Source organism: Rhizobium sp. NLR16a (assembly GCF_017948245.1).
In the GTDB taxonomy this organism is placed as follows: Bacteria; Pseudomonadota; Alphaproteobacteria; order Rhizobiales; family Rhizobiaceae; genus Rhizobium.
The window spans coordinates 3,751,948-3,764,555 of sequence record NZ_CP072865.1 but is presented as its reverse complement, the minus strand read 5'-3'; the positions used below and the strand labels follow the sequence as shown (position 1 = coordinate 3,764,555).

14 protein-coding genes are annotated in these 12,608 nt (G+C 61.7%); 5 read left to right on the top strand and 9 right to left on the bottom strand.

The genetic code is table 11. From position 1 onward, the window contains the following. The first annotated feature begins 46 nt into the window (after positions 1–46). The gene (locus J7U39_RS18250) at positions 47–1,129 is read left to right on the top strand and encodes a saccharopine dehydrogenase C-terminal domain-containing protein (RefSeq protein ID WP_210629462.1); all 1,083 of its coding nucleotides are present in this window, start codon (positions 47–49) and stop codon (positions 1,127–1,129) included. A 61-nt stretch (positions 1,130–1,190) separates the two neighbouring features. Here the strand turns inward: J7U39_RS18250 and hemW are convergent, their stop codons facing one another. Genes hemW through rph form a run of 4 tightly spaced genes read right to left on the bottom strand, consistent with a single transcriptional unit; the run spans position 1,191 to position 4,189 of the window. Next, complete coding sequence (gene hemW, locus J7U39_RS18245) at positions 1,191–2,393, bottom strand: radical SAM family heme chaperone HemW (RefSeq protein ID WP_210629461.1); 1,203 nt, start codon at positions 2,391–2,393, stop codon at positions 1,191–1,193. 9 nt (positions 2,394–2,402) lie between these two features. Continuing rightward, the gene (gene rdgB, locus J7U39_RS18240; RefSeq protein WP_210629460.1) at positions 2,403–3,047 is read right to left on the bottom strand and encodes an RdgB/HAM1 family non-canonical purine NTP pyrophosphatase; all 645 of its coding nucleotides are present in this window, start codon (positions 3,045–3,047) and stop codon (positions 2,403–2,405) included. Next, positions 3,048–3,473 (bottom strand): VOC family protein, encoded by a 426-nt coding sequence (locus tag J7U39_RS18235; RefSeq protein WP_210629459.1) that lies wholly within the window; start codon positions 3,471–3,473, stop codon positions 3,048–3,050. It abuts the gene before it with no gap. Then, positions 3,470–4,189, bottom strand: coding sequence for a ribonuclease PH (gene rph, locus J7U39_RS18230; protein ID WP_064809389.1), 720 nt, complete (start codon positions 4,187–4,189; stop codon positions 3,470–3,472). Before rph ends, J7U39_RS18235 begins: the two co-directional genes overlap by 4 nt. 126 nt (positions 4,190–4,315) lie before the next feature. Between rph and hrcA the strand changes: the two genes are divergently transcribed. Beyond that, complete coding sequence (gene hrcA / locus J7U39_RS18225; protein WP_210629458.1) at positions 4,316–5,404, top strand: heat-inducible transcriptional repressor HrcA; 1,089 nt, start codon at positions 4,316–4,318, stop codon at positions 5,402–5,404. Positions 5,405–5,515: 111 nt separating this feature from the next. Then, positions 5,516–6,151, top strand: coding sequence for a nucleotide exchange factor GrpE (gene grpE, locus J7U39_RS18220; RefSeq protein ID WP_210629457.1), 636 nt, complete (start codon positions 5,516–5,518; stop codon positions 6,149–6,151). 39 nt (positions 6,152–6,190) lie between these two features. Here grpE and J7U39_RS18215 read toward each other — a convergent pair whose 3' ends face one another. Beyond that, entirely contained in the window at positions 6,191–7,135 is a 945-nt protein-coding gene (locus tag J7U39_RS18215; RefSeq protein ID WP_210629456.1) for a nucleoside hydrolase, read from the bottom strand. Between the two features lie 281 nt (positions 7,136–7,416). Here J7U39_RS18215 and J7U39_RS18210 point away from each other — a divergent pair, with 281 nt between their 5' ends. Continuing rightward, on the top strand, positions 7,417–7,842 hold the full coding sequence (locus tag J7U39_RS18210; RefSeq protein ID WP_210629455.1) for an Hsp20 family protein: 426 nt from the start codon (positions 7,417–7,419) through the stop codon (positions 7,840–7,842). A gap of 47 nt (positions 7,843–7,889) precedes the next feature. Further along, positions 7,890–8,147: a DUF1150 family protein gene (locus J7U39_RS18205; protein WP_088684489.1), complete on the top strand. Its 258-nt coding sequence runs from the start codon at positions 7,890–7,892 to the stop codon at positions 8,145–8,147. A 139-nt stretch (positions 8,148–8,286) separates the two neighbouring features. Here the strand turns inward: J7U39_RS18205 and J7U39_RS18200 are convergent, their stop codons facing one another. From J7U39_RS18200 to lnt, 4 genes are all read right to left on the bottom strand, one after another. Further along, positions 8,287–8,988, bottom strand: a complete 702-nt coding sequence (locus J7U39_RS18200) for a tRNA (guanosine(46)-N(7))-methyltransferase TrmB (RefSeq protein ID WP_210629454.1) — start codon at positions 8,986–8,988, stop codon at positions 8,287–8,289. Continuing rightward, positions 8,985–10,238, bottom strand: coding sequence for a methionine adenosyltransferase (gene metK / locus J7U39_RS18195; RefSeq protein WP_210629453.1), 1,254 nt, complete (start codon positions 10,236–10,238; stop codon positions 8,985–8,987). The genes J7U39_RS18200 and metK overlap by 4 nt, the downstream gene beginning before the upstream one ends. Positions 10,239–10,416: 178 nt before the next feature. Beyond that, positions 10,417–10,836 (bottom strand): helix-turn-helix domain-containing protein, encoded by a 420-nt coding sequence (locus J7U39_RS18190; protein WP_064707753.1) that lies wholly within the window; start codon positions 10,834–10,836, stop codon positions 10,417–10,419. Between the two features lie 147 nt (positions 10,837–10,983). After that, positions 10,984–12,588, bottom strand: coding sequence for an apolipoprotein N-acyltransferase (gene lnt / locus J7U39_RS18185; RefSeq protein ID WP_210629452.1), 1,605 nt, complete (start codon positions 12,586–12,588; stop codon positions 10,984–10,986). Positions 12,589–12,608 lie beyond the last annotated feature (20 nt).

The window sequence follows — 12,608 nt, the reverse complement described above, 5'->3', positions numbered from 1 at the left end:
CCCGCATTCGAGAACGAGCGCCGAAAGGGCGCATGGGAGGGAATGAATGAGTTTCGAAAAGATCGCCGTTCTCGGCCTGGGCAAGGTCGGGCGGCTGGCGGCAACGCTTTTGCATGAAGGCGGCTTCGAGGTTATCGGTGTCGATGCGCAGCTGCCCCCGGGCGAGGTGCCCTTCAGATGCCGCGCAGGCGACGTATCCGATCCGCAGCTGATCGGCGAACTGCTCTCGAATGTCGAGGCGGTGCTGTCCTGCCTGCCCTATCATCTGAACATTGAGCTGGCCCGTGCCGCCCATTTTGCCGGCGTCCATTACTTCGATCTGACCGAAGACGTCCCGACCACCAATTTCATCATCGAGCTGTCGAAGACCGCCCGCGGACTGATGGCGCCGCAATGCGGCCTGGCGCCCGGTTTCGTCGGCGTCGTCGGGGCAAGCCTCGCCGATGGCTTCGATCGCTGCCGATCGATCCGCATGCGCGTCGGCGCCCTGCCGCAGCATCCGACGGGTCTCCTCGGCTATGCCTTCAACTGGTCGCCGGAAGGCGTCGTCAACGAATATCTGAACGACTGTGAGGTCATCGAAGGCGGCGTGCGCAAGCTCGTCTCGCCGATGGAGTGGCACGAGACCATCTATGTCGGCGGCGTCAAGCTCGAAGCCTTCACGACATCGGGCGGCCTCGGCACCATGTGCGACACCATGCTCGATAAGGTCGACAATCTCGACTACAAGACCATGCGTTATCCCGGGCACATGGAGCTGATGAACTTCTTCTTCCATGAGCTCTTGATGCGCGACAAGCGCAGGCTCGCCGGCGAAATCCTGACCAATGCCAAGCCGCCTGTTGAAGACGATGTCGTCTATGTCCATGTCGCCGCGGAAGGCACGGAGAACGGCAACCTGCGCCGCAAGGAATTCGTGCGCGCCTATTACCCGATCGAAATTGCCGGCGCCCGCCGCACGGCGATTGCCTGGACGACGTCGGCCTCTGTCGTCGCCGTCATAGAAATGGTCCGCGACGGCCTGCTGCCGGCGACCGGCTTCCTGCACCAGGAACACATTCCGCTCGAGATGTTCCTGAAGACGCCGACCGGCAGCCTGTTCAAGGCGGGCGCGACCAGCCACGGCTGAGACTTGTTTTCCGGCGCGGACGGCGATGTCGCTGCCGCGCCCGGATCAACCTCGTTGGATGTCAGCAGGCGAGATCAGCGACGACGGAATCGAGGATCAGCATGCCCGATGGAGTGCAGCGCAGGCGCGAATTGCCGATCCGCTCGACGAATTTATGTTCGAGCAGGAATTCCTCTCGTTTCGGGTCGAGCTCACGGCCCGAAAGCTGCTGCCAGCGGGCGAGATCGACACCTTCCCGGAGCCGCAGTCCCATCAGCAGCAACTCGTCCGACTGTTCCTCGAAACCGAGCCGTTCCTGGTCGAGAATGCCGTGGCCGTCGCGCTCGACCATCTCGAGCCAGGCTTCCGGCTTGCGCTCGGTCGCCGTCGCAAGCTTCTCATGCCCACGCGTCAGCCGGCCGTGTGCGCCCGGACCGATGCCGGCATAGTCGCCGTAACGCCAGTAGGTCAGGTTATGGCGGCTTTCGGCGCCCGGCCGGGCATGATTGGAGACCTCGTAGGCGGGCATGCCTTCACGCGCCGTGATCTCCTGCGTCGCCTCGTAGAGCAGGGCCGATTGCTCGCCGTCCGGCACGATCAGCTTGCCCGATTTGTGCAGGCCAAAGAAGGGTGTGCCTTCCTCGATGGTCAGCTGATAGAGCGACAGATGGTCGACTGCATAGGAGATCGCTTCCTTCAGTTCCTTCTCCCATTCCTCGACCGTCTGCTCCGGCCGGGCATAGATGAGGTCGAAAGACATGCGCGGGAAGATCTCGCGCGCCAGCCGGATCGCCTTCAGCGCGTCGGCGACGTCATGCAGCCGGCCGAGGAATTTCAGATCCCGGTCGTTCAGCGCCTGCACGCCGAGCGAGACACGATTGACGCCGGCAGCCCGGTAGCCGCGAAACCGCTCGGCCTCGACGCTCGACGGATTGGCCTCCATGGTGATTTCGATGCCGGCGGGCACATGCCAGTGCCGTGCGATGCCGTCAAGAATGGCATTGACCGTCTCCGGCTTCATCAGCGACGGTGTGCCGCCGCCGAGAAAGATGCTCGTCACCGTCTTCGGACCGCTCATTGCCCGGACCGCCGCCATCTCCTTCAAAAAGGCTGATGCAAAGCGCTCCTGGTCCACCGGCTGATGGCGTACATGGCTGTTGAAGTCGCAATAGGGACACTTCGCCGCGCAGAAGGGCCAATGCACATAGACGCCGAAGCCGGGCTCGCCGGTATCGGGCAGCAGCGCGGCGTCGCGCGAGAGGCTTGGCGTATCGAAATTGCCCACGAACAGACCTTATGCCTCCAGGCAGGTTTCGACGAAAAGTTTGAAGGCACGGGCCCGGTGCGACAGCGCCTGTGGCTTGCCGACGTTCCAGCCGTGTTTCTCCTCGCCGCTCATTTCGCCGAAGGTAACGTCGTAACCCTCGGGTTGGAAAACCGGATCATAGCCGAAGCCCTGGGTGCCCCGCGGCGGCCAGACGACGTTGCCTTCGACCTCGCCGCGGAAAAGCTCCGTGTGCCCGTCCGGCCAAGCCAGGCAAAGTACGCTGACGAAACGCGCCCCGCGCTGTTCCGGCGTCGTGGCGCCCGCATCCTGCAGCGCCTTTTCCACCTTGGCCATCGCCATGTCGAAGTCGCGCGTGCCGTCTGCCGTCTCCGCCCAGTTGGCGGTGTAGACGCCGGGATCGCCGCCGAGCGCGTCGACCACCAGGCCGGAATCATCCGAAAGCGCCGGCATGCCCGCGGCATTGGCTGAAGCGACCGCCTTGATCGTCGCATTCTCCTCGAAGCTCGTGCCGGTCTCGTCAGGTTCGACGAAATTCAGTTCGGCCGCAGACTTGGCGGTGAAGCCGAGCGGTCCGATCAGTTCCTGGATCTCGCGGATCTTGCCGGCATTGTGGCTGGCGACGACGATGGTTTTGGTTTCGAGCTTGCGCATTCAGATATCCTGTTCGATGCCCCAGATTTTTGCCTCCGCGCATTCCAGGCTGTTGCCGGCAGGGTCGCGGAAATAGATCGAGCGGCCGCCGTTTGGCCAGTACACCTCGGATTCGATCGCGACGTCAGCCGCCATCAGCTGTTCGGCCATCGCATCGATATTGCGACCGGACACCCGGAAACAGGCATGGCCTTGCCCGGTCGTGCCGTGCGGCGGCACCTGCAGTGCGTCGGGTGCCGGTGGCTTTATCGTTTCCTCGGGGTTGAAGATCAGGAGAACGCCAGGCCCACAGCGGAAGAAGACATGCCGATTGCCGGCGCGGGTGATCTTTTCAAGCCCGAGAACGTCTTCGTAGAACGTCTCGGCCTGATCGAGATCGCGCGCATAGAGCGCCGTTTCCAACATGCCTTCCAGCATGGGGTTCATCCCGCAATCGCCTCTTTCTGCAGGGCGACGAGTTCGCCGATGCCGTTCTTGGCAAGCCGCATCAGCGAACTGAATTCCTCTTCGCTGAACGGCGTGCCTTCGGCCGTGCCCTGGATTTCGACGATGCCGCCGGCGCCGGTCATGACGAAATTTGCGTCGGTCTCGGCCGAGGAATCCTCGAGATAATCGAGGTCGATGACCGGTTGGCTGGCGAAAACGCCGCAGGAGATGGCGGCGACGTGGTCCTTCAGGACCCGGTCGACCTTGATCATGTTGCGGCTTTCCATCCATTTCAGGCAGTCGTAGAGCGCGATCCAGCCGCCGGTGATCGAGGCCGTCCGTGTGCCGCCGTCGGCCTGGATGACGTCGCAATCGAGCGTGATCTGCTTTTCGCCGAGCGCCTGCAGATCGACGACGGCGCGCAGCGACCGGCCGATCAGCCGTTGGATTTCCTGCGTGCGGCCGCCCTGCTTGCCGGCGGCGGCCTCGCGCTTCATGCGCTCGCCGGTTGCCCGCGGCAGCATGCCGTATTCGGCCGTGACCCAGCCCTTGCCGGTGTTGCGCAGCCATGGCGGCGTCTTTTCCTCGAGGCTCGCGGTGCAAAGCACGTGCGTATCGCCGAATTTCACCAGGCACGAGCCTTCCGCATGCTTGGAAAAATTGCGCTCGAACGAGACCTTGCGCATCTGGTCGGTTTTTCTGCCTGAAGGCCGCATTCTCATCTCCTGGAGTTGTTGACCGCTTCTACGATTGGCGGCGCCCATTTGCAAATTCCCTTTTGCCACGGGTGCGAGTTTGACTATATTTTCGGGAGCATCATCAGCGTGGGTTTGAAAAGGTTCATGGGCATCAGGTCGACGTCGGTTTCGGATGCCGTTGCTGCACTGGACGAACGCTCCAGGGAAATTTTCCGCCGCATCGTCGAAGGGTATCTTGAAAGCGGCGAGCCGCTCGGCTCGCGCAATCTGTCGCGCCTGCTGCCGATGTCGCTGTCGCCGGCCTCGGTGCGCAACGTCATGAGCGATCTCGAAGAGCTCGGTCTCATCTATTCCCCGCATGTCAGCGCCGGCCGGCTGCCGACCCAGATCGGGCTGCGCTTCTTCGTCGATGCCTTCATGCAGATCGGCGATCTCTCCGCCGAGGAGCGTGCCAGCATCGATCGCCAGGTGCGGGCCGAAAGCGGCGGCAATCCGGTAGAATCGATGATGAACGAGGCGAGTCGCATGCTTTCCGGCATCTCGCGCGGGGCCGGCCTCGTCATCACCTCGAAAAGCGATCCGGTGTTGAAACATGTCGAGTTCATCCGGCTTGAGCCGACAAAGGCGCTCGCTGTACTCGTCGGCGATCACGATCAGGTGGAAAACCGCATCATCGAACTGCCGGCAGGCATCACCTCGTCGCAATTGACGGAGGCGGCGAATTTCCTCAACGCCCACATGTCCGGCCAGACGCTGCCGGAGCTGCGCAAACAATTAAGCCGTCTGAAGGATGATGTCCGTCACGAACTCGATGCGCTCTCGCGCGATCTTGTCGAGCGCGGCATCGCCGTCTGGGCCGGCAGCCCGGACGAGGGAAAGCCCGCCCAGCTGATCATCCGTGGCCGCGCCAATCTGCTGGAAGGCCTCGCCGGCGCCGAGGATCTCGACCGGCTGCGCATGCTGTTCGATGATCTCGAAAAGAAGGATAGCCTGATCGAGCTTCTTAACCTGGCCGAAAGTGGTTCGGGCGTTCGGATCTTCATCGGTTCGGAAAACAAGCTCTTCTCGCTGTCCGGCTCGTCGCTCATCGTCGCGCCTTATCGCGACGAGGACGACCGGATTGTCGGCGCTGTCGGTGTCATCGGCCCGACGCGGCTCAATTATTCCCGTATCGTGCCGATGGTGGATTATACCGCCCAGCTCGTCTCCCGCCTGTCGCGCAATCCGCTTTGATGTCATCACTGGCGAAGCTGCGGAATTTTCGCTTCTTCGTCACGCAGACTTGATTTTTTCCGGTCAAACCTCGATATCGGGCGCATCTGAAAACACCAACCGGAGACCGTCATGACCGATGAAACGACGAAAAACGGACCTGACGCAACTGCGGCCAACGCCGCAGCCGACGCTGCCGTCAACGTCGAAACAGCCACTGCCGGGCAGGAGGAGGCAAACCAGCCGGATCCGCTCGACCTCCTGAAGGCCGAGAATGCCGAGCTGCGTGACCGCTATCTGCGCCTTGCCGCCGAGATGGATAATCTGCGCCGCCGCACCGAGCGCGAGGTCAAGGATGCAAAATCCTATTCCGTCGCCGGTTTCGCCCGGGACATGCTCGCCGTCTCGGACAATTTGCGCCGGGCGCTGGACGCCATCTCTCCGGAGACCAAGGCCACGGCCGATGCCGGCCTCACCACGCTGATCGAAGGTGTGGAGATGACCGAGCGCGCGATGCTCGCGGCGCTGGAGCGCCACGGCGTTCGCAAGCTGGAGCCGGTTGGCCAGAAATTCGATCCGAATTTCCATCAGGCGATGTTCGAAGTGCCGAACTCCGAAGTGCCGAACAATACCGTCGTCCAGGTCGTGCAGGCCGGCTTCACCATCGGCGAACGCGTCCTGCGCCCGGCCATGGTCGGCGTCGCCAAGGGTGGCCCGAAGCCGGTCGAGGCCGAGATCAATTCCGTCTTCGACGAGAAGGACGCCTGAGCTCGGTTTCCCTCTCCGGCTCGGAGAAGGAGATAAAAATCAGATGCGGGCGAAGCGTTCGATCAGCAGATCGAAGAAGCCGTCCGCATCGACATGGCGCATGACCTTGGCATTGCGCTTGCGGTCGGTCACATGCCACCAGTCGACGACGGTCATCCCGACGGTGAGTTCGGACTGGACCTCGATTTCGACATTGCAGTCCCGGCCCTGGAAAAGCTCTGGTTTCAGCAGATAGGCGACAACCGTCGGGTCGTGCAGCGGCCCGCCGTCGGAACCGTATTTCTCGATATCGAAGCGTTCGAAGAATTCCAGCATTTCGACCATGGCCTTTGCCGGCGCCGTGCCGATCTCGGCCATGCGCTTGACCCGGTCCTTGCGGGTCAGCAGCTGGTGCGTCACGTCGAGCGGCATCATCACGATCGGGACGCCGGAGCGGAAAACGATGTCGGCGGCTTCGGGGTCGACATAAATGTTGAATTCGGCGGCCGGTGTGATGTTGCCGCCCTCGAAAAAGCCACCGCCCATCATCACCAGCTCGCGAACGCGGGCAACGATGTCGGGCGCCCTCTGGAAGGCCATGCCGATATTGGTGAGCGGCCCGAGCGTGCAGAGCGTCACTGTGCCCTCCGGCTCGCGGCGCAGCGTCTCGATGATGAAATCGACGGAGTGGCCGGGCTGCAGCGCCATCGTCGGTTCGGGCAGATCAGGGCCGTCGAGCCCGGTCTTGCCATGCACATGCTCTGCCGTCACCAGCTTGCGGGCGATCGGCCTATCGGCTCCGGCGAAAACCTTTACATCCGTGCGGCTGCAGAGCTCGCAGACGATGCGCGCGTTGCGGCTGGTGAATGACAGCGGCACGTTGCCAGCGACCGTCGTGATCCCCAGCACCTCGAGCTCATCGCGGCTGCCGAAAGCCAGCATGATGGCGGCCGCGTCATCCTGGCCGGGATCCGTGTCGATGATGATCTTTCTCGCGCTTGCCATTCCACTCGTCCCGTTTCCGCCATGCCGGTTGTCCCGGCAGACACCATCTCTTCATTTCCCGTCGCAAATCGGCACATTACGCGCGGGCATGTTTTGATGCGAGGCAGCAGGTCCTTTGTCAAGCAAGGAGGCGGCCGCGGCCATTCGAAAATTGACAGATGTTTAAATTGGGGAGGGTCGTGCGCGCCTTGCAGCGCCGTAATCATGCCCCCATATTAGCGGCATCCGGATGCTGCGCTTGAGGTCCGGGATGGTCGCTTGCATCAAGGACTTGAAAAGAGATGAGCCGCATTACGCCTTTCGCCAGCCCTTTGCTTCTGGGCTTCGACGCCATGGAAAAGACGCTGGAGCGCATTTCCAAGGCGAGCGACGGATACCCGCCTTACAATATCGAACGCATCGCCGCCGACAGCGGCGCCCCCGAACGTCTGCGCATCACCCTTGCGGTTGCCGGTTTCAGCGAGGAGGAGCTTGATGTCTCCACCGAGGAGAACCAGCTTGTGATCCGCGGCCGCCAGCTGGAGCAGGGCGAGCGGGACTATCTCTATCGCGGCATCGCCGCCCGCCAGTTTCAGCGCACCTTCGTGCTGGCCGACGGCATGCAGGTGCTTGGCGCCGGCCTCAAGAACGGTCTGCTCTCCGTCGATCTAATTCGTCCCGAACCCGCCCGCATGGTCAAGAAAATTAACATTTCGGTTTCACAGTAGCACAACGGTTTGTCGAACCGTTGGTCCCTTCTCCCGGAGGAACAGGAATGTTGATGAAAGAAGCCACGTCTCGCTTGACCAAATCCGAGCTTGCCCACATCGGCAACGGCGAGGTCGCCTATATCAGAAAGATGCGCACTGAAGAGGTCGCCAAGTGCTTCCCAGAGGCACCGGATATCGATCCGAACGTCGATCTCTGGGCACTCTTCGGCGCCGACGGCACGCCCATCCTTCTGACGGACAACCGCTCCAGCACCTTCTTCAAGGCGGCCGAAGACGAATTGAAGACAGTCAGTCTGCACTGACCGTCAAACGCCATCAGTGCCTATGAAAAACCAAATGCCATCATGCATTTGAAAGCCATACTGCTTCGGAACTAATCGTCGTTGGTGCCGCACGGCACTACATGGCCTTCAATTGCTTCCAGCGCAGTGTTCGCTGAAGTCAGATCTTCCTGAATGTCAGATAGGCCGAGGAACGGCCCTCGCGGCGCGCTTTCGTCTCGTAGCGCGTGCTCGGCCAGCCCTCATAGGGGGTCAGCCAATCCGCCGCGTTTTCCGCCATCCAGTCGAAGCCGCCATGGTCGCGGCATTTGATCAGCGTCCAGTTCACATAGGTGTCGATGTCGGAGGCGAAGCAGAAAAGGCCGCCGGGCTTCAGCACGCGATGAAAGCGGTCGAGATTGGTCTTCGAGACGAAGCGGCGCTTCCAGTGCTTCCGCTTCGGCCATGGGTCGGGATAGAGCAGATCAATCTTGTCGAGCGTGCCATCCGGCAGCCAGTCGAGCAGTTGCGTTGCATCGTCATTATAGACGCGGATATTGGAGGCACCGGTTTCGCCGATGCGCGACAAAAGCTTCTGCATCGAATTGACGAAGGGTTCGACGCCGATGAAACCGGTCGAAGGTCTTTCGAGCGCCCGATGAATCAGATGTTCGCCGCCGCCGAAACCGATTTCCAGCCGCAATGTCGTGACCGGGATCGGGAAGAGGGATGTCAGCGGCTCCGGGGGAGCCGCCGAGAGATCGATGAGGAATGCCGGGAGCAGGCTGTTCAGCGTTTCCGCCTGCTGTTCGCGCAGGGCCTTTCCCTTGCGGCGACCGAAAAAGGCTTCGGTCGCCCGTCCCCGGCGCTCCATATCCGTCATGCAGCAGCCTTGGTCTTGACGGCTTCCTTGAGCGCCTTGACGAGGTCGGTGCGCTCCCAGGAGAACGAGCCGTCACGGCCGGCCTTGCGGCCGAAATGGCCGTAGGCCGAGGTCTTGGCGTAGATTGGCTTGTTGAGGTCGAGGTGACGGCGGATGCCCGATGGCGAGAGGTCCATATTCTGACGGATCGCCGCTTCGACCTGGTCTTCCGACACACCCTTGCCGGTGCCGTGCAGGTCGACATAGATCGACAGCGGCTGCGCGACGCCGATGGCGTAGGAGAGTTGGATCGTGCAGCGGTCGGCAAGGCCGGCGGCGACGACGTTCTTGGCGAGGTAGCGGGCGGCATAGGCAGCCGAACGGTCGACCTTGGTCGTGTCCTTGCCGGAGAATGCGCCGCCGCCATGCGGAGCCGCACCGCCATAGGTGTCAACGATGATCTTGCGGCCGGTGAGGCCTGCATCGCCGTCCGGTCCGCCGATGACGAACTTGCCGGTCGGGTTGATGTACCACTTGCAATCCTCGGCGATCTTCAGTTCGCCGAGTGCTTCGCGGATATAGGGTTCGACGACCGCGCGAACCTTCTTGGAATCCCAGCTCTCGTCGAGATGCTGGGTCGAAAGCACGATCGAGGTCACTTCCGACGGCTTGCCGTCGACGTAACGCACGGTCACCTGGCTCTTGGCGTCGGGGCCGAGCTTGGCGACTTCGCCGTCACCCTTCTTGCGGGCGGCTGCTAGCAGCTGCAGAATCCTGTGGGAATAATAGATCGGGGCCGGCATCAGGTCCGGCGTTTCCTTGCAGGCGTAACCGAACATGATGCCCTGGTCGCCGGCGCCCTCGTCGCCCTGCTGGTCGGCGGCGCTGTCGACGCCCTGGGCGATGTCGGCCGACTGAGAGTGCAGCAGCACGTCGATCTTTGCCTTCTTCCAGTGGAAGCCGTCCTGCTCGTAGCCGATATCCTTGATGGCGCGGCGGGCGGCGGCCTTGAACTTCGAGGGATTGATGACGTCCTTGCCGTCCTTGTCCTTCTTCATCAGGCTCGGTGGCAGGCGGACCTCGCCGGCAATAACGACGCGATTGGTTGTTGCCAGCGTTTCGCAGGCAATGCGCACGCCCCACGGATTGACGCCGGTCTTGGCCGCTTCGCGGTAGACCAGGTCGACGATCTCGTCGGAGATGCGGTCACACACTTTGTCCGGATGACCTTCGGCAACAGATTCGCTGGTAAAGAGATAATTCGCGCGCATTCCGGGATTCCCCTCAAAGAATAAAAGCCAGCTAGTAGGTACTCAGTTCGAGCGCCGATGACAAGCGCACAAGGACATAAATATATCTTTATATCCGCGGCGAAGTGACAAATTTTGCCCCAAAAACACAAAAAAAGCGGCCTTTCGACCGCCTTTCCATTTTGCGATGAGAGCTGGATCAGTCAGCGTCAGCTTCGGCAGCGAGCGCCTTGACCAGCTCCACGACCTTCCGGCGAACCTTGGGATCGGAAATCTTGACGAAGGCGCGGTTGAGCTGCAGGCCCTCCGAGGAGGAGAGGAAGTCTACGACGTAATTCGAGCTGGAGGCTTCGGCCATGCCGCCGACGGCGCCGGCATGTTCGCCGGGCGCATCTTCGAAGAAGAAGGAGACCGGAACATTGAGGATGCTCGAGATGTTCTGCAGACGGCTTGCGCCGACACGGTTGGTGCCCTTTTCATATTTCTGGATCTGCTGGAAGGTGATGCCGAGGCTTTCGCCAAGCTTTTCCTGGCTCATGCCCAACATCGTTCGGCGAAGGCGAATGCGGCTGCCAACATGGATGTCGATCGGATTCGGCTTCTTCTTATTTTCAATCATGGTCGTGCCCTAGCTACGAATTTCTGTTTCCAACCGGCATGCCCCTGATCCATCCCAAAACGCCACGTTGTAAGCGGCGGGAACCCGCCGACAAACATACGTTAAGAACGCCGATTGACACCACTATGCAATTTTAGGGGTTTTTGGTCAATTCAACCCTAAAATAAAACTTCCGCGTGAAATTAGCGCAATCAACATCAACAGTGCTTCGGTCAACCAGAAGTATGTCTCACGGGGGTATGTGGTTCCGAACCCATTGCCGAGCCCATCAACAGTTGCATCAATGAAGCCAGTCTCACCAAGATCGAGGCCCGCGATGATTTCCCCATGCGCGTTCACGATTGCCGAAATGCCGTTGTTGGCGTCGCGAATCAGCGGCAGGCCTGTCTCGATTGCTCGAACACGCGCCTGCTGGAAATGCTGGTAGGGCCCGGGCGTGATGCCGAACCAGGCATCGTTGGTGAGGTTGAGGAGCGCGTTGGCATCCACGATGTCGCCGGTCATTTCGCCCGGAAAGATGATCTCGTAGCAGATCAGCGGGTAGAGATTGAGACCGCCGGGCAACGCCAGCAGGTGCCGGCTTGCGGCGGCCGAAAAGCCGCCCGGTATCTCGACGACGTTCTGGATGCCGAGTTCGGTGAGGATGTCCTCGAAGGGCAGATATTCGCCGAAAGGCACGAGATGCACCTTGTCGGAGGCGGCGATGATCTGGCCGCGGCCGTCGATCACATAGATGGAATTGTAGTAGCGCACCGGTGTGCCAGGCCCCATCTCCTCGGCGCGCACCGCGCCGGCGATCAGAACCTGGTCGTCGTCGAGCGTATCGGCGATCCGCGTCAGCGCATCCTGGTTGTCGGTGAGGATGAAGGGGATCGAGGTTTCCGGCCAGACGATAATGTTGGGTTTGCGGCCGCCATTCCTGGGCGCTTCGGCGGAAAGCTTCAGATGGGTCTCGAAGATCGCATTGCGGTCGGCGTCGTTGTCCATCTTCGCCGACTGGTCGATGGCCGGCTGCACCAGCCGCACCACCGGACGCTTGTCCTCGGGCAAGGGCTGCGGCCGCGGCGCCAGATGGACGGCATAGGCGCCGTAACCGAGGTGGGCGGCAAACAGCAGGGCGGCGAGCGCAATTCCCGACTTCGCGCCCTGTCGCGTTCCGATCAGCGCCGGGGCGGAAAAGACGAAGACGGCAAGTGCAGTCACCCCCATCGCACCGATCACATGCGCCGACTGCATCATCAGCGGAACGGGCATCAGGCCGTAGCCGATGGCATTCCAGGGAAAGCCGGTGAGGATCATGCTTCGAAGCCATTCCATCAGGCCGAAGCCGGCCGCCAGCGCGGCGATCCGTCCCATGCCGTCGGACCAGACGATCCGGGCAAGTGCAGTCGCCAGCCCGTAGAAGACCGCAAGGCCGGCCGGCAGTCCGAGGACTGCCAGGGGCAGTGCCCAGGCAAATTCCTCCGAATCGACCAGCAAGGCATGGCCGATCCACCAAAGGCCGGCGACGAAATAGCCGAAGCCGAACAGCCAGCCGACGGCAAAGGCCGGCCATAGCCTGCCGATCAGGCCGCTTTCAGGAGAAGCCGCCGCCCCGTCGAGCAGCCAGACGAGCAGCGTGAAGGAGAGAAACATCGCCGCGAAAAAACCGAAAGGCGGCAGCGCCAGAGCGGCGAATGCTCCAGCGGCGACGGCCAGCAACGACCGTTTTAACCCCCAGACGAGGATAACCCTGTCCGCAAGCCGCTCCATGCGCACTCCCATCAAACCGC

Excerpts from the sequence above, each read along its gene's own strand:
- J7U39_RS18250 (WP_210629462.1), top strand. The coding sequence starts at position 47 with ATGAGTTTCGAAAAGATCGCCGTTCTCGGCCTGGGCAAGGTCGGGCGG.
- J7U39_RS18215 (WP_210629456.1), bottom strand. The coding sequence starts at position 7,135 with ATGGCAAGCGCGAGAAAGATCATCATCGACACGGATCCCGGCCAGGAT.
- hrcA (WP_210629458.1), top strand. The coding sequence starts at position 4,316 with ATGGGCATCAGGTCGACGTCGGTTTCGGATGCCGTTGCTGCACTGGAC.
- rph (WP_064809389.1), bottom strand. The coding sequence starts at position 4,189 with ATGCGGCCTTCAGGCAGAAAAACCGACCAGATGCGCAAGGTCTCGTTC.
- J7U39_RS18200 (WP_210629454.1), bottom strand. The coding sequence starts at position 8,988 with ATGACGGATATGGAGCGCCGGGGACGGGCGACCGAAGCCTTTTTCGGT.
- rdgB (WP_210629460.1), bottom strand. The coding sequence starts at position 3,047 with ATGCGCAAGCTCGAAACCAAAACCATCGTCGTCGCCAGCCACAATGCC.
- J7U39_RS18205 (WP_088684489.1), top strand. The coding sequence starts at position 7,890 with ATGTTGATGAAAGAAGCCACGTCTCGCTTGACCAAATCCGAGCTTGCC.
- J7U39_RS18190 (WP_064707753.1), bottom strand. The coding sequence starts at position 10,836 with ATGATTGAAAATAAGAAGAAGCCGAATCCGATCGACATCCATGTTGGC.
- J7U39_RS18210 (WP_210629455.1), top strand. The coding sequence starts at position 7,417 with ATGAGCCGCATTACGCCTTTCGCCAGCCCTTTGCTTCTGGGCTTCGAC.
- grpE (WP_210629457.1), top strand. The coding sequence starts at position 5,516 with ATGACCGATGAAACGACGAAAAACGGACCTGACGCAACTGCGGCCAAC.
- J7U39_RS18235 (WP_210629459.1), bottom strand. The coding sequence starts at position 3,473 with ATGAACCCCATGCTGGAAGGCATGTTGGAAACGGCGCTCTATGCGCGC.
- lnt (WP_210629452.1), bottom strand. The coding sequence starts at position 12,588 with ATGGAGCGGCTTGCGGACAGGGTTATCCTCGTCTGGGGGTTAAAACGG.
- metK (WP_210629453.1), bottom strand. The coding sequence starts at position 10,238 with ATGCGCGCGAATTATCTCTTTACCAGCGAATCTGTTGCCGAAGGTCAT.